This is a genomic window from Clostridium sp. DSM 8431, assembly GCF_900116755.1.
Lineage (GTDB): Bacteria > Bacillota > Clostridia > Clostridiales > Clostridiaceae > Clostridium.
Genome location: NZ_FPBY01000002.1, coordinates 5155 through 30969, shown reverse-complemented (window position 1 = coordinate 30969; position 25815 = coordinate 5155). Strand labels below are relative to the sequence as shown.

Here is a 25815-nt window from a genome sequence, read left to right as displayed (position 1 = left end):
TTATCTTTATTTAAAAACTCTCTAAGTCCTTCTGCATACTTCTTTAAGCTTTCTTCTTTTTTAGCTGATAGACAAACTACATATTCCTGATTTTTATTATCTTCTTTCTTATTTGCATCTTCTAAATATTCTTCTAATATAAGATGTGCATTAGTACCACTAAATCCAAAGGAACTAATTCCTGCTCTATATGGCTGAATCTCATTATTATTATTTTTTCTTCTCTCCCATTCCTTAGTAGAATCTAATATATAAAATGGTGTATTATCTAATTCTATATAAGGATTTAAAGTTTTAAAGTTAACTAAAGCTGGCAGACACTTATGTTTCATAGCTAATATTATTTTTATAATACCTGCTATTCCAGCTGCTGTTTCTAAGTGACCTATATTAGCTTTAACAGATCCTATTGCACAAGTCTTCTTGCTAAAATCAGCATCTGGCCATTCCTTATAAGCTTCTTTAAATGCATTTTTAAGACTGTTTATCTCTATAGGATCACCTAATACAGTTCCTGTTCCATGAGCTTCAATATATGAAATTGTACTTGGATCTATCTTACTTCTTCTAATTGCATCAACTATAACCTGTGTTTGCTGCTTAGGATTTGGAGCAGTTAAAGAGCTTGAACTTCCTGCATGATTAACAGCACTTCCTTTTATAACTGCATAAATATTGTCTTTATCTTCTATAGCTTTCTTTAATGGCTTAAGCAAAATCAATCCTGCTCCTTCGCCTCTTACTGTACCAGCTGCATCTTTATCAAAAGTTCTACATTTTCCATCATGGCTTAATATTCCTGCACTATCAAAAGCTATAAATAATGATGGAACAACATTTATGTTAACTCCTCCTGCTATAGCCATTTCACATTCATCATTAGCCATACTCTTTATAGCATTATTAATTGCAACTATTGAACTTGCACATGCTGTATCTATGGGTTCTGCAGGTCCCTTTAAATTTAATAAATAAGATATCCTTCCAGTTAATACATTATGAGCATTACCTGTAAGTGCTTGTGCATAACTATCCACCTTAGATTTCTTTATGATTTCATCATAGTCATGTCCTGCTACTCCAATAAACACGCCTGTTTTTGAACCTGAGAAGTCTTTAGGATTATATCCTGCATCCTCAATTACCTTCCAAGCTAATTCTAAAGTAATTCTTTGTTGTGGATCCATAAGCTTTGCTTCTCTTGGAGATAATCCAAAGAATTCTGGATCAAATTTATCAACATCTTTTATGAAGCCTCCCCATCTTACATCTGTTTTATTAGCTTCACTATTATTCTTTTTAGAATATTCTCTCCAGTCCCATCTCTCTTTAGGAATCTCTGTTATTAAACATTCTTCATTTTTTAACTTTTCCCAAAAGTCATCTAAATCATCACTTTGAGGCATAACACCACTTATACCAATTACAGCTATATCATTATCTTTTTCACTATTTTGTGGCTCTATATCTTTACTTACTACAATATCTTCTTCTATATCTTTTACTTCTTCATAAGGCTTCTTTTCAGTCTTAACATTACTTAATGCATCACTATATTCTTCAACAATAAAATCCACAAATTCATTTATTGTTTGATATTCAAAGAAAACTGTTGGATATAATTTTATTTTAAATTTATCTTCTAAATCCTTAGCCAAGGATACAAGGTTCATGGACTCAATTCCCATAGCCATAATATTTTTATCTATATCTATGTTTTCTTTTTCTTCATCTAATATTGCTGCCATTTTATCTATTAAATAATTTTGAAGCATTAATTTTTTATCGCTATCATCATATTCTACTTCCAAAGCTACAGATGTTTTCTCCATCTTTAATGAGTTAAAATTATAATTCTTTAATTCTTCTTTATATTCTTCTGTAATAAAATCAACAAACTCATTTATTGTTTGATATTCAAAGAAAACTGTTGGATATAACTTAATATTAAATTCTTTTTCAATATTTTGAGCTAAAGACACTAAGGTTACAGAATCAACTCCCATAGCCATAATATTTTCGTCTTTTTCAACATCATATTTTTCTATTTGTAACTTATCTGCTACTAAATTTAGTAAATATTCTTCAAAAGTATTATTTTCATTATTCTCTACTTTTCTACTTTTATTTACTACTGATTTTTCTTCACTTCTTCTTTCATTATTTACCCAAACCTTCTTACATACTGCACCCTTCATAGATACTGCTAATTGTCCAAATTCATCATAAATATCAACATTTACTTCCCATATTTCAGAATTAAGTTTTACCTGCTGAAGTTTTGAATAACAAGAATTACCTAAAGCTTTGTAAATATATAATTCCTTTACCATCATTGGAATAAATGAATCTAACTCATTATTTTCCTTTAAAGCAAGTCTGCTTAAAATAGCATTATCTAATAATGCAGGATGAACAAGATAATCATGACTATCATTTATTAGTTCTTCATCTAATGAAAGCTTACTCCATACTATATCTACTGACTTAATTACCTTTTTTATAGACTGAAGTGAGGATTTATATACATCTGGTTTAAGTAAATATAAGTTTTCTCCTGACACTGCATTATCAAAAGATGGAATAGCCACACTTGTTTTTTCATAATTACTATCTTCTATAACTTCTCCTGTAGCTGCTACTTTATAATTATTTTCTAATGTATCTGTATACTTACATTGAATTAAAGAACTTTCTTCTGTCTTGTTTAATTCAATATTTACCTTAACTTCTTTTCCTTCATCTACTTCAACAGGCTGCATAAATAGGAAATTGTGTAAGTGAACAAAGTTATCTTTCTTCTCTTTACTTAATCCTTCATAAGTCATACTACAATAAGTCATTCCCAATAGAGTTTGTTTAGAAAAAGAATTATGATCTCTTAAATAAGGTTCATTATATTTATAAACATCACTAATTAATATTTCTTCACTGCTATTTAAATCTATATTGCCTGGATCATTTTCAGGTAAATCATTAATCCAATATCTCTTTCTATCAAATGCATAAGTTGGTATTGGAATATGGTTAGGTTTATTAACCTTGTCTCTATATAATGAATTCCAATTAAAGTGTTGTCCTTTTACCCATAACTCTGCAATTTGTTCTAAGTTACTATCTTCATCTATAGATGTACGTGATAGTTTTTTATTTGCAGTTCCTATAAATATATTGTCTGCTTCTAGGCTATTACATATATTATTTAAAGCTGTTACTAACTCTTCTAAGCTACTTACCTTTATTGCTGCTCTTTCCTGCATTTCACTTCTGCAAATTTGTAATGTATAAGCTATATCTGCTAAAGATATATTTTCATCTTTATTATTGTGAATAAACTTAATTAACTCTGATGCATATTTTCTAATACTATTTTTAGTTTTAGCTGAAATAACTACTAATCTTTCTCTTCCATCATCAAAGGATTTATTATTATTTGCATATTCATCAACAACCACAAAGGCATTAGCACCACCTGCTCCAAAGCTGCTTATAGTTGCTCTTCTTACAAACTCATCATTATTTCCTCTTGAAGCTTCCCATGGTGTTGGTTCATTCAATAGATAAAATGGTGAACTTTCAAAATCAATAAATTCATTTAACTCTTCACAATTTATAGAAGGTACAAGCTTTTTATACTTCATCTGTAATAAAACCTTTGTTAATGCAGATATACCTGAAGCTGCTTCTAAATGTCCTATATTTGATTTAATAGTACCAATTGGACAGAATTGCTTCTCATCAGTATATTTCTTATACACCTTATCAAGTGCTCTTATTTCTATAGGATCTCCTAAAACTGTACCAGTAGCATGAGCTTCAACATAGTTTATTGTTTTACAATCTATATCTGCCTTTTTAAATGTACTTTCAATAACTTCTGTTTGTGCTGATATACTTGGGGCTGTAAATTTACTTGTATTACCTCCACTATTTATTGATGAGCCCTTTATAACTCCATAGATATAGTCATTATCTCTAATTGCAGCATCTAGTGATTTTAAAAGAACAGTTCCTACTCCTTCACCTTCAATATATCCATCAGCATTTTTACTAAAGGAATAACTCTTATCAGTTTTTCCTATGCTATGAATATTAGCTAATCTAACATGTTGTCTTGGATGTAAAATTAAATTTACTCCTCCTGCAACTGCCACATCACATTCATGTAATCTAATACTATTGCAAGCATAATGAATAGATGTTAATGATGATGAACAAGCTGTATCAATTACTAAACTTGGACCTGTGAAGTTAAAATAATGAGAAATTCTATTAGGAATAATCCAATAAGCTGACTGTGCATTACTTCTAACCCCTCTTCTCCACATTTCTGTAGCTAATTGTCCATAGTATCCATACATTGTTCCTAAAAATACACCAACCTTATATCCCTTCTTAGATAGTGCATCTCCTGGATAACCTGCATCCTCTAAAGTTGACCAGACATTTTCTAAGCATACACGTTCTTGTGGGTCCATTTCATTTGCTCTTTCTTTATCTATATCAAAGAAATTCGCATCAAATTTATCTACATCTTTTATAAATCCAGCCCACTTACTATAACCATGACCTTGTTTAAGATTTTCAGGATCATAGTACTTTCTCCAATCCCATCTATCCTTTGGAATTTCCTCTATGCAGTTCTTTCCATTAATTAAGTTAAGCCAATATTCATCTAAATTTTCTGCCATTGGATACCTTCCTGAGATTCCTATTATGGCAATATCACTACTTTTAATCTCCTGCTGTACACTTGGAACATTATTTTCTATAACTTCTTCTTCAAAATTACTTGAATTAGAACTTGTATCAGCCTGAATATTAACAGTCTCAATTTTTTCTTGGGGCTTCACTATATTTTCCTTCTTAAGGTTAAATAGTTCTATACATCTATCTTCATAATTTTTAGTGAAGTACTCTGATAATTCTTCTATAGTATTACATTCAAAGAATATAGTAGATGGTAATTTTTCGAAATCTAAAGCTAATTCCTTATTAAGTTCAATAATAACCATGGAATCTATACCTAAAGAATCAAAATTTTCTGTAGTATCTATATCTTCTTTCTTTAGTTTTAAAGAGGTACTAATTTTTTGTATTAAGTACTCTTTAACTTTACTATTAATTAATTTCTCATCTATTTTCTCTTGAGATTTTATATTTTCATTATCCATATAAGTTACCTTTATTACATCACTTTGTTCTCTTTCTATTTGATCATTGTGATTATTTTCTATAACCCTTTCAAACTTAATATCATTCTTTACAACTGATTTCTCTACATCTTTTTTAATTGATAATGGCATACTTTCACTTTCATTAGAAGCTTCTAAATCATTTTTGAAACCAACCTTTTCTAATAATTTCTTTGAAGCCTTAAACATAATTACTCGTTCTAAAGGAGATTTAAGAGCTAATTCAATAGACTTTATTCCATCTGATATTTCAATTGGATAAATTCCTTCTTTCTTCATATTGCTTCTATATTTTTCACTAGCAACAGCTCCAATTGTTCCCCAGAAGCTCCAGTTTATAACCTTCACTTTAAAATCAACTTTTCTTTGAATATATTGGGCAAAGGAATCTTGAAAAGCACATGCAGCGTTGTAATTACTTTGTCCTACATTTCCAATAATAGAGTTAATGGATGAGAAGAACATAAAGAAATCAAGCTCTTCATCTTTTATAGCCTTAAATAATTGAATGCTTCCATTTACCTTAGGCTGATTAACTTTTCTAAACATTCCTTCAGTCATATTATGAAGCATCTTATCTTGTAAAACTAAAGCTGAATGGAATATACCATTTATTCTTCCATACTTATTTTTTATATAATTTACAGCATCTTTCACTTCATTTTCACTAATTAAATCAGCCTGAACATATTCAGCTCTGCTTCCCATTTTAGAAATTTTATTAATCTTTTCCTGTCTATCCTCATTTAACTCACTTCTGCCTATAAATATTAAGTTAGCTCGTACTTTTTTAGCTATATATCTTCCTAACTCATAAGAGATTCCACCCATTCCAGCAATTACATAAACTCCATCCTGCTTATAAGGTGTTTCTTCATAATTTGATAATGCTATATTTTTAAAGGATCTTGCATATACCTCTTCAGCTCTAATGGCTAATTGATTTTCAACTTTATTATTTGAGCAGCTTAATATTAATGAGGCTTTTCTATCTAATTCTGCTTTTGACATAGCTAAAGAATAATCTGTATCAATTAAACCAATATCTAACTTAGGATACTCTAACATAGCAGTTTCTATAAATGGTGCTAAACCAGCATTAATAGGAATTATAGATTGTCCATCAATCACTTCAAATATCTTATTAGTAACTAATGTAACTTTAATATCCTTATTCATAGCACCTAGTATTTTTACTAAGTGGAAGAATGCATATAATCCCTTTTTCTGTTTATCTTCTACAGTTTCTATATCCTCTACTGATGATTTTTCACTTACTAAGCTGGAAATAAAGAATATATTATCTACTGATTTCATATCCTCTACCATATCATTTATAGATGTTTCTAAATCTTCAGTATTAATATTTGTTAAATTCACATCACTTACCTTAGAAGGACCTATTTTTTCAGCTAAACTTTCCTTTATCTCTATAGAATCATCTGAATATAATATGAAGTTATTTTTAGTTTCTATATTGGCATCCCTATTTATGTCTATTTTTTGCCATTGTGGTTTAAAGAAATAACTTTTCTTATCCTCTCTAATCTCTGCTGAAACAAGATTTTTGAACTCTATACATTTTTCCCCATTAGAATCTAAAATAAATATGTTATGCACATTCTTTCTAACATTTTGAACATACACATAGTAGTTATCATCCTTTAGTAACTTTATAATATTTACCTCTTCAACAGAGAATGGAATCTTAGTTATACCCTTCTCTTCAGATTGTCCAAATAAACATGCCATAGTCTGTAATGCACAATCCATAAGTACAGGATGACAATAATATTCACTTGTTTCATAATCAAATTTAGATGGTAAACTTATTTCTGCTAGTGTTTCCTTCTTACTTATGTTTACCTTTTTTATACCTCTAAAGTATTCTCCATACTCTATGCCGCTTTCACTTGCCAGCCAAGAATAGAATTCATTATTTAGAATTGTTTTTGTACATTTTCTTTCTATCTCTGAAATATCAATATAGTTTTCTTCCTGAACATCATTATCTTTAATTACAATTCTTCCTTTAGAATGAGTTTCTTCCATGTTATCCCTTATGCTCTTAACCTCATAAGTTATATCATTCTCATCAGTTTTTAGTTCTATATTAACTTCTACAACATCCTCATCTTCTACAATTAAGCCCTTCTTCCAAAAAACATCTGTAATTTTAAAGTTGTTATTTGGTTTTACTATTTTAGCTGCTTCTAATATCATTTCAAGATAGCCTGTTGCCGGGAAAATTGATTTTCCTGCTACAACATGATCTCTTAAAATTAAATCTGAATTACTAAAAGTCTTTTTAAATGTTATTCCATTAGTTAAACTCTTTTCTGGAATAGTTTCTTCTATAAATGGCTTTACATTTTTGTCTATTCCATAGTTGTATTTATTCCATCTTCTACCTACCCAATACCTATCTTTCTTGAAAGAGTAACCTGGCAGATGAACTTTAAACTGCTCATTTTTCTTGTAAATTGTACTCCAATCTATATCTTCACCTTGCTTCCAATCTGCAACCATTTGTAATAACTTTTTATCTTGAACCTTATTATTTATTTCATTATTACCTTCAATAAATTCATTAAGTGCATATTTTAATTCTTCTTTATTTCTCACAATGAAAGCAGCTCTTTCTTTCATATGTTCCCTGCCATTTGCAAGGGTATATGCTATCTCTTTAAGTGTTACATCACTTGAATTATTAAAGCCTATATCTTTATTTAAATATTCTATAAGCTCTGATGCCCTTAACTTCACTCCTTCTTTATATTTTGCTGAAATAAGAATAGCTAGTTCTTCATCATTATCTTCTTTATTTTTCTTATTTGATGAAAATTCTTCAACAATTACATGAGCATTACTACCACCAAATCCAAAAGAACTTACTGAAGCTCTTCTTGGTATTTCTTCTGAATTATCATTTAATAAACTTAGCCACTCCTCATTTTTATCAGCTACACTAAATGGTGAACTTTCAAGATTTATATATGGATTTAGTTTATTGAAATTTATATTAGAAACAATTTTCTTATTATATACTGATAATACTGACTTAATTAAACCTGCAAGGCCTGCAACTGCTTCAGTATGACCTATATTAGTCTTTACAGAACCTAATACACAATGAGGTTTAGAACATTCATGACTCTCTTCATCTTCATAAACCATATTCAAAGCATTTATTTCTATTGGATCTCCTAATGCAGTTCCTGTTCCATGAGTTTCTATATAACCTATAGTTGATAAATCTGTATTAGCATCCTTAAGAGCTGTTTTTATTAAATCTCTTTCTGCATTTGGGTTAGGCGCTGTTAGAGAATTTGTTTTTCCTCCATGGTTAACTGCTGTTCCCTTTATAACAGCATATATATTATCCTTATCTTCATAAGCTTTATCTAAAGGCTTACACAATATTGCTGCTGCTGCTTCACCACGAACATATCCATTGGCAGATTCATCAAAAGTTTTACATCTTCCATCTTTACATAACATATTACTCTTCCCTAAAGCTATGTAAGGAAATGGTGTCATTAAAATATTAACTCCTCCAGCTACAGCTATATCACATTCTCCACTTCTAATAGAATTTACTGCCCTGCATACACTTGTAAGAGCACTAGAACATGCTGTATCTATTAATTCACTTGGACCATTTAAATTAAAGAAATATGAAATTCTATTAGGAATAATATTATTTGAAACTCCTGTTATACTATGAGATTCTATATTGCTATCTCTAAATAAAATATCTGAATAATCATTACTAGTAGCCCCTATAAATACACCAGTATTACTTTCTGCTAAATCTGATGGTTTATATCCTGCATCTTCAAAAAGGTTCCAAACCACCTGCATCATACATCTTTGTTGTGGGTCCATAAGTTCTGCTTCTCTTGGAGATATATTAAAGAATTTTGTATCAAACTTATCTGCGTCATCAATAAAGCCTCCCCATTTAGAAGTAATTTTATTGCTACTGTTATCAGCTTCATTATAAAATTTCTTCCAATCCCATCTATCTATAGGTACTTCTGATATACAGTCTTTTTTATTTAATAGGTTGTCCCAAAATTCATTCAAATTAGCTGCCTTAGGGAAAATACCATTCATACCTATAATTGCAATATCACCTGTATACTTAATATCTTCTTTTTTATCTTCCTTAGGTTCACATAAAACCTTAGGCTCACTTTTTGCTGATACTTCTATATTTTCTTTACCTATAGTCTCTTCCACTTGTTTTGTAAAATTCTTATATAAAAACTTACTAAAATCAGATATATTTTGATAAGTATAGAAAATTGTTGGATTTATCTTTATACCAAAATACTTATTTATCTTTACACTTAATGTGGTAAATGAAATTGAGTTAAAACCATATTCTGAAATGTATGCATCACTATCTATATCTTCTATATCTAATAATTTAATTTCAGCTATACATTTTTTTACATATTCAGCTATACATTCAACAAAATCTAACAATGGTACTTTATTATCCTCATGTAATTTATCTACATCTTCATTAACTAAAGCACTTATTTTTTCATTTGATAATTTTTTTCTATCTACCTTTTTATTTAAAGTAAGGGGATAATCTTTTAAGAACACATATTTAACTGGTACCATATAATCTGATAGTTTTCTTTTAATACAAGTTTTTATATAATCACTAGATGGCAAATTATTTTCATCAGAAGCTATTAAAAAGGCTACTAAATATTTGCTATCAGCCTCTCCTCTAGTTACAACTACAGCTCTTTTCACCTCTTCTAAGCTTTCTAGAACCTTCTCAATTTCTCCTAATTCAATTCTGAATCCATTTATTTTTACTTGGAAATCAACTCTTCCAACGTATTTAATATGACCCTTTGAATTTCTCTTTACTAGATCTCCAGTTCTATACATAATGTCATTTGGATTATTACTAAAAATATCTTTTATAAATTTCTTTTTATTTTCCTTTTCATTATTCATATATCCTTTAGCAACACCTAATCCACCTATATATAGCTCTCCAATACTTTCCTCTGGAACTGGTTTAAAGTCTTCATCTAATATATAGAGCTCTGTATTATCTATTGGATATCCTATAGATACCTCATCCCCATGTTTTAATTGACATATAGATGACCATATTGTTGTTTCTGTAGGTCCATACATATTCCAAAGTTCATCACATAAAGTAGTAAGCTTTGCTGCCAATTCGTCTGTCAATGCTTCTCCACCACATAGAGCTTTTATATTTTTATGCTTGTCCCATCCAGCTGCTAAAAGCATTTGCCATGTTGCTGGAGTAGCCTGAAGAATGGTTGCATCTGAACTTTCAAATTTATCTAATAATGCTATACCATCTTTAGCCATATTTTCATCTAATATTTCAAGCTTTGCTCCTGAAATTAAAGGAAGATACATTTCAAGACCTGCTATATCAAAACATATAGTTGTTAATGCTAATAAATAATCATCCTTTGTACATCCAGGTTCTTTTCTCATTGATATTAAGAAATTACTAAGACCTTGATGTTTTACCATAATTCCCTTTGGTTTTCCTGTAGAGCCTGAGGTAAATATGACATAAGCTATATCTTCTTCATTTAAATCATCTAACTTATAATCTTCTATATCCTTATCTTCAAACTTATTTAATTCATCAACATTAGTAATTTTATTTGTAAAGTCTTCTATTCTTTCATTTAAATATCTTTTTGAAACTAAGAGCTTCATCTTACTTTCTTCAAACATGTATTCCAATCTATCTTTTGGATATTCAGGATCTAAAGGAATGTATGCCGCCCCTGCCATTTGCACTCCAATTAAAGCTATTATTAACTCTAATGAACGTTCTAAAAAGACTCCTACAAAGTCTCCCTTTTTTACATGATTTTTATTTAAATTCATAGCCAAACTTTTACTTTTATTATATAGTTCCCTATAAGTTAACTTATCTTCATGAAAAATTACTGCTGTTTTATCTGGATATTTTTTCACTTTTTCTTCAAATAAATCTACAAATGATTTAAAGTTTACTTCATTCTCAATATTATTTTTCGCATCTTTCTGCACCAAATTATCACCTAAAACTTCATTTATATATAATTTTTTTATATCATTTTCAACAAATGTTTCTAATATATTTTTGTATTCCAAAAGCATGTTATTTATTATTTCATCATCATATAAATTACTATTATATTTAAACCTTGCAGTTAACCCATTATTCTCATTTATAACTTCTAAAATTAAATTTCCTTCTCCAAGCTGATGAAATTTATTTAAAGGTTTTAAAAATACACTATCATTTTCATCCTGCATATAATTTTGAAAATAGAATGATGATTGAAATAACTCTAATGTCTGTCTCTTACTTCTATTATTAAATTCTCTTAAAAGCTTATAATATGGATAATTTCCATGTTCAAATCCTTCTAAGGCTATATCACTAATGCTTTTAATAAAGTCACTAACTACAACATTTTCCTTAATACTACTCTTAACTATTACAGTATTTATAAAATAACCAATTAAACTTTCAAATTCTCTGTCATCTCTTCTAAGAATAGGTGTCCCAATAAAAACTTCTTTTTGTTTCCCAAACTTTGAAAGCAAAATTGAATAAGCTGATATCATTATTGAAAATAAACTTACATGCATATTTACATTTAATTTTTTTAGCTTTTCAACTAGGGGTAGCTTTAAATTTATTAAAGCTACCTTAGTTTCATTTTCAGCTGAATAATCACACTTAGTACTTAACTGAAGTTTAGGTATGCCTCCCTTAACAGTATCTAACCAATATTCTAAATCCTCTTTAGCTTTATTACTTGATAAATAGTTTTTCTCCCATTTTATAAAATCCTTGTATGTCTTTTTACTGCTTACCAAATTTACTTTTCCATCATTTTTTAGCCCATAATATGTCTTTTTCAAATCACTTATAAATATTTCTGATGACATACCATCAAAAACTATATGGTGGAAATTAAGAAACAAAATTTTCTCTCCACCTTTAATATGAAAAATTACTGTTTTTATCAACGATCCATTTTCTAAGTCAAAAGGTTCCTTAATATTTCTCCATATTAATTCATCCACATCATCTTCACTTAAACCTTCAACATTAAATTCTTCAACTTTCAACCTATTTTCTGCACTTATTACTTGATACTGCTCTGACTCAGTATTCTTAATATTAGCTCTTAACATAGGATGAAAATCTACTAAGTATTGTAGTGATTTTTTCAATACTTCTATATCAATATCTTTTGATAAGAGTATTGCTCCTGGCGTATTATATGAAGTATCTGAATTATCCATATTATATACAGCTAATAATCCTTTTTGACCTTCTGAAAGTTCCATTTTTATTTCTTCAATTGAATTTTCTTCATTCTTAATTATGCTTAAAACCTCAGATCTAGAAATTTCACCTTTTAAAAACTTCTCATAAATTTCCCTTTTCATACTCCTTTCCCTCCTTATCTATAAATTGTAGAAGATCTTCCTTTACATTAATTGCATCTTCAATACTTATATTTTTCTCTTCTATAATTGAAAGTATTAAATTTTCCAAATAATATTTGTAATCATATTTTTCTTCTATTTCATGAGAAATAGTGTCCACATGATTATGAATATTTTCTTGTAAAAGTTTCTCTATAATTTTTGACATCTTATCTATTGAAAAATTATCAATAACTTGTTTTATTGACATTCTCACACCATATTTATCCTCAATTAAGTTAATAAATTTGTTTGTAAGTATTGAATTAACACCATAAAGGTCTAAGCTCTTTCTTTCATCAATTTTATTTACTTCTATACCTAGTAAATCACTCAAAATTACTTTTAATTCATATGCAATAGATTTATCCTCTTCCTTATATCTAACTACTTCTTCCTTATAAGTATTAGTATCATTAATCCAGTAGCTGCTTTCTTCAAATGGATATAATGGTATACTTATCAACTTATATTTTTTAGTATCTAAATATATATCATCTAATAATCTTCTTCCTTTTACCCAGCTGTCTGCTATATTATTTAAATCAAAATCATCAGCAATAGCTTCTTTTTCTTCATCATAAATATTTCCCTTGAAGATTCCTGTTTCTATCTTATTATTATTTAAATAAGAATTACATAATTCCATAAATTCCAATTTATTTTTAACAACAAATGCTACACGTTCTTCCATATATTCTTTTCTGTATAAGGTATAAGAAACATCATTTAAGGAAACATCAGCATTTTCTCCAAGATACTGAATTGTATTTCTTAATATAACTTTTAGTCTTTCCTCATCTTTTGCTGAAAAAGCTAGTAATACTTTAGAAGTCTTTTCTTGTACAACTTCATCTTTTTCATTATTCTTATATTCTTCTACAACTAATACACTATTCGTTCCACCAGCTCCTATTGAATCTATTGCAAATCTTAGTGGCTTATTTTCAGATCCTTCTTTTCTTTCTAAGTACTTCTGTACTTCTAAGCATGAATCAGCCAAATCAATATTAGGATTTAGTGGCTCACAATTTATTGAAGGTACTAACTGTTTATTTTTTAACTGTAGAATTACCTTTGTTAATTGCGATAATCCTGAAGCTGCTTCTAAGTGACCTATATTAGATTTTACAGAGCCAATAGCTAACTTCTTGCCTGTATCTTTAAGATTTTTAAAAACTTCTTTAAGTGCATCTATTTCTACCTGATCTGATACTTTAAGTCCATTTGCAGCTAATTCATAATATGAAATAGTATCTAAATCAATATCTGACTCTTTAAATGTATTTAATATCAATTCCTTTAAAGCCTTAGAGCTTGGTACTTTATAAGCACTAGTTTTACCACTATGATTTAATCCACTAGCTTTTATAACACAATAAATCTTATCATTATTCTTTTCAGCACTATTTAAAGCTGTTAATATAACAACCCCTGCTCCTTCTCCTGGAACATAGCCATCTCCATCTCCTAAACTCATACTTCTAGCTTTACTTCCAAGTAAATGTTCATTAGATAATCCTACATATTTATAAGGATGAAGAGTTAAATTTACTCCTCCTACAATTGCAATATCACATTCTCCCTTTTCTATACTTTCCTTTGCCATATGAACTGCTGATAATGATGATGAGCATGCAGTATCAATTGCCATACTTGGTCCATTAAGATTTAGTGCATAGGAAATTCTATTAGCAATTGACCAATAGGATACCCCTGATAATGTTGCTCCATATTCTCTATCTTTAGCTAGCCATGGATATTGTTGATACATAGTTCCAATGAACACACCAACTCTCTTTCCCTCTGCCTTTATTTCTTCTAATTTTCTCTTAGAATAGCCAGCATCTTCTAAAGCATGCCACGCTTCTTGTAACATTATTCTTTCTTGTGGGTCCATAAGTTCTGCTTCTTTAGGTGAAATATTAAAGAATAGTGAATCAAATTTATCTACGTCTTTAATAAATCCTCCCCATTTGCTACATACCTTGTTTTTATTTTCTTCATTATTATAGAAAGATTTATAGTCCCATCTTTCCTTAGGTATTTCTTCTATACAGTTTTTCCCATTCTTTAAGTTTTCCCAAAACTCTTCAATATTATCTGCCTTAGGATACCTTCCACTAATACCTATAACTGCTACTTGTTTTTCTTCTATTTTTTGTACAGACATAGTATTTTTAAACCTAGTATTTCCCTGAAGCTTCATATCCTTTATAACTGGTTTGGACTTTTGAACTTCTAACTTTTCTTTCTTTGTAGTATTTACAGGCTTTCTACTTAAAATATAATTACTTAACTCTAAAACATTAGAACTTTGTGCAAAAGCTGTTAGTAAATCATCATCTAATCTCTTACTTAATTCTCTTCCCATAGCTAATGTCATAACCGAATCTATTCCATACACAAAGAAGTCCTCTTTATCTCTTATTCTTGACACAGGTATCTTTGTTTCATCTGATATTACTTCCTTAATAATAGTTTTAATATCTTTTTTTATTTCTTCACTTACAACATTCTTTTCAGGTATACAGTAAGTATCCTCTTCAACACTCTCTTCATTATTTTCATAATACATATCTGATACCCATCTTCTTAGCTTTTCACCTTTACCATTTAGAACCATAACCCTATCCTTACCTGAAAGAATTATATCTTCAAAGGCTTTAACTCCTCTTAAAGTTTCAAGGGCCTTAACTCCCAGCATATCGAACATATTCTTCTTAATCTTTTCATCTATGTTCATACCTCCACTATTCCATAAAGGCCAATTTACAGATATAGATTTTCCAGTTCTTTCACCCTTCTTTACTTTTTCATTTCGTTCCTTCAAATAAGCATCAATAAATCCATTTGCAAAGGAATAATCAACTTGCCCAATATTACCTAAAACAGCTGCTATGGAAGAAAAACTTATTAAATAATCTAAATTTTCGTTTTTAGTAGCTATATCTAAATTTAATAATCCATTTATCTTTGGCGCTATTACTAAACTTAATTCTTCTTCTGTCTTATTTTTAATAAATGAGTCCCTTATTACTCCTGCCGAATGAATTATTCCATCAATTTTTCCATATTTACTTCTAATATCATGACATAAGTTTTCCACATCATTTAAATTACTGATATCAGCTTTAGAATAATGTACACCTTCTGATTTAATAGCTTGTATCTCTTTTAGCCTTGAACTACTAAGTTCAGATCTTCCAACAAGAATTACTGTGCAGTTTCCTTTTTCAGCTATATACTTAGCAAAGATTAATCCTAATCCCCCTGCTCCACCAGTAATAATGTATACTCCATTTTCCTTAAACAGATAATTTTCATTATTCTTTAATAAACTTGTTTCCGAATAATTTTTTATTAATCTCTTTTCACCTTCATAGACTATCTCTTCAATATCCTTATTAAATGTGAAAAGCTCATTAATTATTTCATTATCTATATTCTTATTTTCTATAAATGCTACTGTCTTATATAAATGTCTCTTATTTTCATTAATAACACTCTTCAAGAAAGAACTAGTAGCTGAACAATAGTATTTTGCATTTTTTCCTGTGAATGCGAACATTATTTTTAATTTATTTTGTATATTTGCTACTTTTTTACAGCATCTAAGTAGTTTAACCCCTAAGTTTTTCATTTCTGAACTTAAGCTTAAAGAAGAATTTTCTGAATAGTTATATATAATATGAGTTATGTTATTATCCTGCATTTTTTGAATCAACTCATTTTCAATATTATCTTCCAAATAAATAACTTTAGACTTAGGACTCTGTAATTCAATTAATGAATCTAAATTTTCAAGTTTCTTTCCTAGAACAACTATATCTCCAGTTTCTTCATTTGCCTTAGATAAACTAGATTCTATAAACTCTTCTTCATAGTAAATTACTTCATCATCATTTTCTCCCTTGGCTTTGTCTCCTATACTTTTTAATGCAAATCCCTTAATTTCAGCAAGAATATTTCCACTATAATCTGCCATATAAATAGTGTATTTTTCTTCTTCTTTCACAGCATACACTACACATTCTCTTGAAATATCTTTATATATAGTTAATTCATCTATTGAAAATGGTATATTAACAGCATCATCTTGATCTTGTAATACTTTTACTGTTTGGAAAGCTGCATCTAATATAAATGGATTTAACTTAACTTCTCCGTAATTATTATCTTCTGCCTTTATATTAGCAATAACTTCATTTGCATTTTTCTTTATGGATTTAATATTTCTGAAATTGCTACCATATTGAATTTTTGACTTTTCAAAATTATTATATAGACCAATTACATCAATGCTATCAATACATCTTTCCTCAATGCTATTTAAATCAATATGAGGAGAACTAATTTCCTTATCAGCATAATTTAATGTTCCTACTGAATAAATTAAATTTTCATTTTCCTTTGAGTAAACTTCATATTTAATAGTATCTTTATCCACAAGAAGTTTAATTTCTACATTTTCGCTCTTTTCATTAACATTTAATTCATTTAGCCAATATATATCTTTAACTTTTATAACAGTTTGAATATCATTACATAACTCACCAGCTTCTCTAGCCATCTCAATTAATGCTGCTCCTGGTACTATAACCTTATTATTTACCTTATGCCCTATGACAAATGAATCATTTTTATCAAACTTCTTAATATACGCTTGTTTATATATAGTAGAAATATTAGTATCAATTAATGCATTAAGAGATTTTTGTTTATATTCTTCATTATTATTTTCCTTTTTAGCAATCCAATATCTTTCTTTTTTAAACGGATATGTTGGCATTGGAATACAATAAGCATCTTTAGCATCATAAACTTTTCTCCAATCTACATCTGCACCTAATACCCATGCCTTAGCTATTTTGTAAAGGCTTCCATCCTTATGCCATTTCCTAAAGATATCTTCTATTGCAAAATCATCCTGCATCATTTTTAAGAACTCAGACTTTTCATATATACTTCCCGTGAAGATATTGTCATCATCAACTTCATTTATATATTTCTCAAGTTTTAAAGCTAAGTCTTTAACATCTTCAGCTATTATTGATAGTCTCTCAGACATTGATTCTCTACCAACCTGCATAGTATAAGTAATATTAGTCAAACTTAATAAATCATTATTACTTTCTTCTGAAACTACTTGTTTGATTTCCTCTTCATATCCACCAATCTGATTAATTATTATTGATTTTAAATCTTCTAATATCATATCACTAAAATTATGAATAGGACTTATATTTAAGCTATAATTTGAATTTATTTTTTCTACAAAATACTGTAGATCAGTTTTACTTGAGAAATACTCCTCTAGTTTTTCTTCACTATTTATAAATTCATAAGGTATTCCTACTATTTCAAATATTAATTTTTTCAAATCACCTACTAAATCTTTAGGTAACTTTTTAGAAGGTATAGTCTTTAAATTAGTGTCTTCTAAGAATATTTTTATCTTTTTAGCATAAGCCTTTAAATCTTCCTTATCCTTAGCACTTAATACAAATATCTTTTCTCCTATATTCTTATTGTTTATAACAATATCTTTATTTTCATGCTCTTCAACTACTACAAATGCATTAGAACCACCAGCACCAAAAGAACTTATAGAAGCTCTTCTTGGAGTTCCATAACTAGTTTCCCATTTAGTTAAATCTCTTTGTACATAAACAGGTGAATTTTTAAAATCTATCTTATCATTTAAAACATCTGCATGAATTGATGGAACAATCATTTTATTTTTAAATTGTAATAATACCTTTGTTAATGCAGCTATTCCTGCTGCTGCCTCTAAGTGTCCCACATTAGATTTAACAGAACCAATAGGACAGAACTGTTTATCCTTTGTAAACTTCTTAAATGCTTTTGATATACCACTTATTTCTATAGGATCACCTAGAGCCGTTCCTGTTCCATGAGCCTCAACATAGGATATTGTTTTTGGATCAATATTTGATTCTTCAAAACATTTTTCTATTAATTTAGACTGTGCCACTGGGCTAGGTACTGTATATCCATTTGTTTTCCCACCATGATTAATACTATATCCATCAATAACTCCATAGATATAATCCTTATCTCTCACAGCATCCTTTAAAGGCTTTAATAATACTGCTCCAACTCCTTCTCCTGGAACATATCCATCTCCACCTTGTCCAAAACTTCTACATCTTCCATCTGTTGAAGCAAATTTTCCTTGGCTTAATAGGAAATATTTATTGGGATGGCTCATTACATTTACACCACCACAAAGGGCATAGTCAATTTCGCCTCTCTTTAAAGCATCACAGGCTAATTTCATAGCTGTTAAAGATGATGAACACATTGTATCTACTGACATACTTGGTCCTTTAAAGTTAAAGGTATATGAAACTCTATTAGCTACTGATGCATAACTTGATGTAGGCTTTTCCTTTAAGTTTTCATTAACACCATACAATTGATATTGTCCCCACATTACTCCAACATAAACTCCAACATTATGATTTGAAAGTTCAGTTCTTGTATGTCCAGATGTTTCTATTGTTTCCCATGCAGTTTCTAAGAATAATCTTTCTTGAGGGTCTATTATCTCTGCTTCTTTAGGAGATATATTAAAGAATAATGGATCAAATTTATCTATTCCAGATAAAAATCCTCCCCATTTGCTATACACAGTTCCTAGTTTGTTTTTATCACTGTCAAAATACTTTCTATAATCCCATCTATCCCTTGGTATTTCAGTAATACAATCCTTGCCTTCCATAAGATTATTCCAGAACTCTTTTAAATCATCTGCCATAGGATACTTACCACTTAATCCTATAATAGCTATCTTATCATCAACCTGTTCTACCATCTTTTTATCTGCATGTACTGGTTCATAATGTTCTGCAGGTTGACTTACAACAACCTCTTGCATCACTTCTTCTTGAATTGGAGTATCTTTTATGCCAATAATATCTGCCATCTCTTCTTTATGATTATCTATAAAATATTTTGTTAATTCTCTAATATTATTAAATTCAAAGAAAATAGTCTTTGATATTTCACCTAAATTACTTTCAATTTCATCTAACATATCAATAATCATCAATGAATTAATACCATATTCATCAAATTCTTTATCTACATCTATATCTTTTCCTCTCATTCCTATCTGTTTTCCAAATAGTTCACAAAGATATTCTTCAATCTTCTTTTCAAAATGAGAATTAACATTTATAGTTGAAATTTGTTTACTTCCTTCAAAGTCACCTTTAACTTCATTATGCTTATCTATCATTTTTAGTAACAGCTTCTCTTTACCTACCAAAACAGTTACATTTGAATAAGAACTTAACAATACATTTTCCATAGCATTAATTCCATCTGTATTGCTAAGAGAAGTCATTCCTTTTTCTTTTAATAATTTATCCTGTATCTTATCCTCAATCTGCATACCGCCGTTTTTCCACAAAGGCCAATTTATTGATACAGCTTTACCAAATCTATTTCCTCTTTCTGTTTCTAAGTTCCTATTAACACAGAAATCATCCATAAAACTATTTGCATAAGCATAATCACTTTGTCCAACATTTCCTAAAACCGATGTTATAGAAGAAAATACTACAAAGTATTTTAGCTTATCACCTTGAGTTAATTTATCTAAGTTTAAAACTCCATCTATTTTGGGTCTCAATACCTTTTTAAATTCATCACTGCTCTTCTTCAATATAAAATTATCTTTAATTATTCCTGCGCAATGTACTACCCCTTGAATTTCACCAAAAATGTTTCTTCCTATTTCTAATGCCTTATTTAATTCATCATATTTAGAAATATCTGCTTGTACATATTCAACATTCTTATTTATAGCTTTTAGTTCTTGTAGTATTTTTATTCTTTCTTCGCTTAACTTTGAATGACCAATTAATAGAACACTAACATCTTTTTTAGCTAATAAATATTTTGTTAATATTAAGCCAACTCCTCCAAATCCTCCTGTAATTACATGTAATCCTGAATAAGATATATTGTTAGATGATTCCACACTGATTTTTTCTAGCTTTTCTATATATCTCTTGCCTGATTTATACTTAACTATTTGTGGATTAAGCTCATCTAAAAGTTCATTTTTTAGTAATTCTAAATATGACTTATCTTTAACTTCATCTAACTCTACGCTTCTAAAATTAAAGTTTGGTTTTTCTAACTTGATAGTCTTTACTAAACCATCCACTGCTGCATAATATGAACTTAAAGCAGTATTTTCATTTAAATAAGAATATACTAGTTTAATTTCTTCATTAGAATTTAATTCACTAATCATTGCTTTTGCTAAATAGAACAATGACATACCGCTTATATCTTCAGGACTATTACTTCTAAGTGTGTTGTTGCAAGCATCTATAGCCCATAAATGAAGTATTTGAATTGGCTTAGATAAATCTAATTCTAAATTTTTAAATAGATTTACATAATCTTCTTCTTTTTCAACTTCAAATATATTTTCTGAAACTTTTTTATATCCATTACCAAATCTAATAATTTTAACATTATCACTAAATGAACTTAAACTACTTTCATCTAAAGTATTTGAGAAAACAATTGTATTTTTAGTTCCCTCAATACCTACTTTTAAATCTTTAGGTATTAAACTTTTTTGTAAGTACAATACATTATCATTTTTAGCTGTCCCTCTTATTGCTAATCCCTCTACACTGCATATTAATTCATCCTTTGAATTTTCTATATATACATTAACCTTAATTAGATTTATATCTTCTTTTATAAATTCAATATAGGCACAACATTTATTTTCAAATGGTCTAAATATATTGATTTTATCTAAACCAAAAGGAAGATAAGTTACATTTTCACTTTCATTTAACATGGATGCTGTAACTGAATGAAAGGCACCATCTAATAACTGAGGAATTACTAAACTTTCATTTTCATCATAATTAGTATCTAGTTCTAAATATGAAATTAACTTTCTATTTCCTTTTAAAATACGCTTTACTGTTCTATAAGTTTCTCCATAGTTTAATCCAGTTTTTCTGTAATAATCATAAAGTTCTTCACCTTGAACTAAAACATTACAATCACTAAATCTATCCTTAACACTAGAACCATAATTATTCTCTATGCCTTTTAGTTCTAATTCTCCAGTACATAGCTCTATGGTATTTTGCATATTACTTCTAGCTGTAAGTGAAAATTTATTTTTATCTGGTGATATTCTTAAATCAATATCTTTTTCTTCACTATCAAACTCTAGCATATTCTTCCACAAAATTGATTTCAAAGTCTTTACATCACCTTTAAAATGTGCTACTAACTTATCAAATAAAATCTTAATTTGTGCTGCTCCTGCTAATACCGGCATATTATTAATAACATGATCATTAATAAATTCATTATTTCTTTTTAATTTTATCTGTAAAATATCTTCTTTCTTACTTACCCAAAATTTCTCTTTCTTAAAGGAATATGTTGGCATAGATATTACCTTATTATCACTATTTGCATAATACTTCTTCCAATTAATATCTTCTCCCAAAATATAATTTACAGACATACTTCTTAATACATCTAAGCAAGATTCATCTCTTTTAAATACTTCATCAGTAAAACTTTCTATATCATTAAAATCTCTTTTAACTAAGTTATTCACTCCACTTAAATTAGAAAATCTAAATGAGTTATCACCATCATTAATTGAATAATCAAGCTTCTTAATTAAATCTTCAATACTTGATACTATAAAGGCTAATTTATACTTAAAATGACTTCTTCCTTTTTGAAGAGTATAAGTAACATCATGAATTGATAAATCTTCTTTATTTTCTCTTAACCAAACTTTTAAATCTTCAACTTTATTCAAAAGACTTTCCTTTGACTTGGCTGATATAGGGATTAAATAATATTTGTTTTCAGAGTTATAAACATTTTTATCTTCTGCCCATTCACTAACTACTACATGACAATTAGTACCGCTAAGCCCAAAAGAATTTATTGCTGCAACCCTCGGTTTATTCCATTCCTTTAGATGTTCACTTATAACAAAGGGACTATTTTTTATATCTAAATGTTCATTAAGCTGATTATAATTTAAAGTTGGAGCTATCTGGCCATGCTTCATTGATAATACAATCTTTATTAAACCAACCACTCCTGAACTTGCTACAGTATGCCCAATATTAGTTTTTACTGAGGCTAATGAACAATAATTATTTTCTTTAGAATAAAGTCTAAAGGCCTTAGTTAAAGCATTTATTTCAATTGGATCCCCTAATTTAGTTCCAGTTCCATGACATTCAACATAAGTTATGTCCTTAGGGTTTATAGAGGACTTTTCATAAGTTTCTTTTAATAATCTAAATTGAGATATTGTACTTGGCGCTGTAATGCCATTTGTTTTTCCATCCTGATTAACTCCTGAAGCTGATATGACTGCATAAATCCTGTCCCTATCCTTTATGGCCTTATCAAGTCTTTTTAAAACAACAACGCCAATAGCTTCCCCCAAAGCTATTCCATCCGCTTCATTATCAAAGGTCTTACACTTTCCATCCTTAGATAATAAACCTAGCTTTGAAGATCTTATAAATTCTTCTGGAGAGCACATTAATGAGACTCCACCAGCTAACGCCATTTCACATTCTTCATTTTTTAAACTACTACATGCTTCATGAATTGCTACTAAAGATGAAGAACATGCTGTATCTATAGCTAGACATGGACCTTTTAGATTTAAATAATAAGCTATACGTGCTGGAAGAATGGACAAATCACATCCTAATGCTGTATATAAATCTACTGGAATATTATTTTCTTTAATTAAGTTATCATAGTCGCCTTTTCTAGCTCCTAAATATATTCCTATAGACTTGTCACTTAAATCTTTATCTTGATACCCTGAATCTTCTATTGATTTCCAAGCCTCTTCTAATAACAATCTTTGTTGAGGGTCCATATACATAGCTTCTCTTGGTGATATGTTAAAAAATTCTGGTTCAAATTCATCTATACCATCTACAAATCCTCCCCATCTACTTATTGTCTTAAATGGGACTTTAGAATTGCTATCAAAATAATCATCAATATTCCATCTCTCTTTTGGAACTTCTGTAACCGAACTTATTCCCTGCTTTAAATTATCCCAGAACTCATCAACATTCTTAGCTCCTGGAAATCTTCCTGATATTCCGATTATAGCAACTTTATCTTTTAAGTTTTCATCACTACAATTTTCAAGATTACTATCAGCTTCATTATTTACAGATTCATGGTGAGCTTCTAATCTATTTTCTTCTAATATATAACCTGCCAGTCTCTTTATAGTGCAGTAATCAAATAAATCTGACACATTTATTTTCAAATTATATTTTTTATTTATACTATTTAAGAAATCTACTAAGGTTAATGAATCAAATCCAACAGACTTAAACTCACTATTAACATTAATATCTTCACATTGAATTCCTAATACATCTGCAGCTATATTAAGTAATACATTTTCTAATTCATCCTGTGAAATTTCTGATTTATTATGAACATCCTTTTTATTTTTTAAATTGCTAGTACTTTTAATTAATGACTGTCTATCAATCTTTCCATTTGGAAGTCTTGGTAAGTCTTTAACTTCTATTATTTGAGATGGAACCATATAATAAGGTAATTTACTTTCTATAAAGGCTCTTAGCTCATCAATACTAGATTTACTGCTTTCCTTTTTTACTATATAGGCAAAAAGCTTCTTTACCCCTTCTCTTATTTCCTTAGCCAAGATACAACATTCACTTACATTTTCATTTTCTAATATCACTTTTTCAATAGCTTCAATTTCCATTCGTATTCCATTAATTTTAACTTGCAAATCTTTTCTTCCTAGAATCTCAAATTCACCATTTTTATTATATCTAGCTAAATCTTCAGTATTATATATTCTGCTGCTTCCATTAGGAAAAGGATTTTTTATAAATTTTCTTTTAGTTTCCTCAGGAAGATTTAAATACTCTACTGCTAAGGATATTCCTCCTATATATAATTCTCCTTCTTCATTAGCCTTGCATGGTTTCAAATTATCATCTAAAACATAAGCTTGTATATTATCTATAGGCTTGAACTTAGGTAAAGCATTTTGATTACAATCAAAATTTCTTGTATCAAAGTACAATACTCCATTCATTTCTGTTGAACCATAATCATTTAATAATACAGCTTCAGGAAGATACTTTTTAAATTTTTTTAGTAAATCTAATGAAAGAGGCTCTCCAGCTGTAATTAATAACTTTATATTTTTTAAACTTTCTATTCCTTCACTAGACTCTATCATTCTTTTGAGTAATGATGGAACTAATAGCAAATGGCTTACTTTATTTTTCTTTAAAGCTTCAATTAATCTTAAAGGATCTTTTACTAATAAGCTATCAAGTATTACAGTTGTCATACCCTTTAACAATCCTCCTAGGAACTCCCACATAGAAGGCATAAAATTCACATTAGTACGCTGACAAGCTATATCTTCTTCACCAAAACTATAATTATTCCATACCCATGTAAAACGATTTAAAAGTTGATATTGCTTATGTACAACTCCCTTAGGGTTACCTGTTGAACCAGATGTATACATTATTAAAGCTATATTTTCTAGTGAACTTCTATCCTCTGCTAACTCTTTATAATCTTCAGTATTACTTAAATCTATACTATCTAGTAAAGAACTTTCTAATTCTTTATCTACCAATTTTGATTTATCTAATTTTGAAGTTTTTAAAATCAACTTAATATCAGCTTCTTTAACTATGCGGTTAATATGAGTATCTGGATATGATATATCTAATGGGACATAAACATTTCCAGTTTTGAATACTGCAAGCATATATACTAATGTATATAGATTTCTTTCTCCATAAACTCCAATCTTAACTTGTTCATCAAAACATAAGTCTTCTATTTTCTTAGCAACATTATCTACTAATATAAATAATTCTTTATAAGTTAACTTTATAGTTTTATTTACACTATCATAGATAACCGCTAACTTAGATGGAGTTTTCTCTGTTTGTTCTGCAAACATACTATATAGCGTATGATTAAACTTTTGGTATACGTTATTCATAAAATCATTTTCTCCCAT

2 protein-coding genes (1 of these 2 only partly in view) are annotated in these 25815 nt (G+C 28.8%); both read right to left on the bottom strand.

The features are described from left to right. On the bottom strand, positions 1–12668 hold the 5' portion of the coding sequence (locus tag BM384_RS00320) for a non-ribosomal peptide synthetase (protein ID WP_090009383.1). The gene continues 5506 nt to the left of window position 1, outside the view; the window shows 12668 of its 18174 coding nt (coding positions 1–12668); it begins with the start codon at positions 12666–12668; its stop codon lies beyond the left edge, outside the window. Next, positions 12649–25815: an SDR family NAD(P)-dependent oxidoreductase gene (locus BM384_RS00315; RefSeq protein WP_175537234.1), complete on the bottom strand. Its 13167-nt coding sequence runs from the start codon at positions 25813–25815 to the stop codon at positions 12649–12651. Before BM384_RS00315 ends, BM384_RS00320 begins: the two co-directional genes overlap by 20 nt.

What these genes read in the sequence shown, in the direction of transcription:
- BM384_RS00315 (WP_175537234.1), bottom strand. Translation starts at nt 25,815, where the DNA reads ATGGGAGAAAATGATTTTATGAATAACGTATACCAAAAGTTTAATCAT.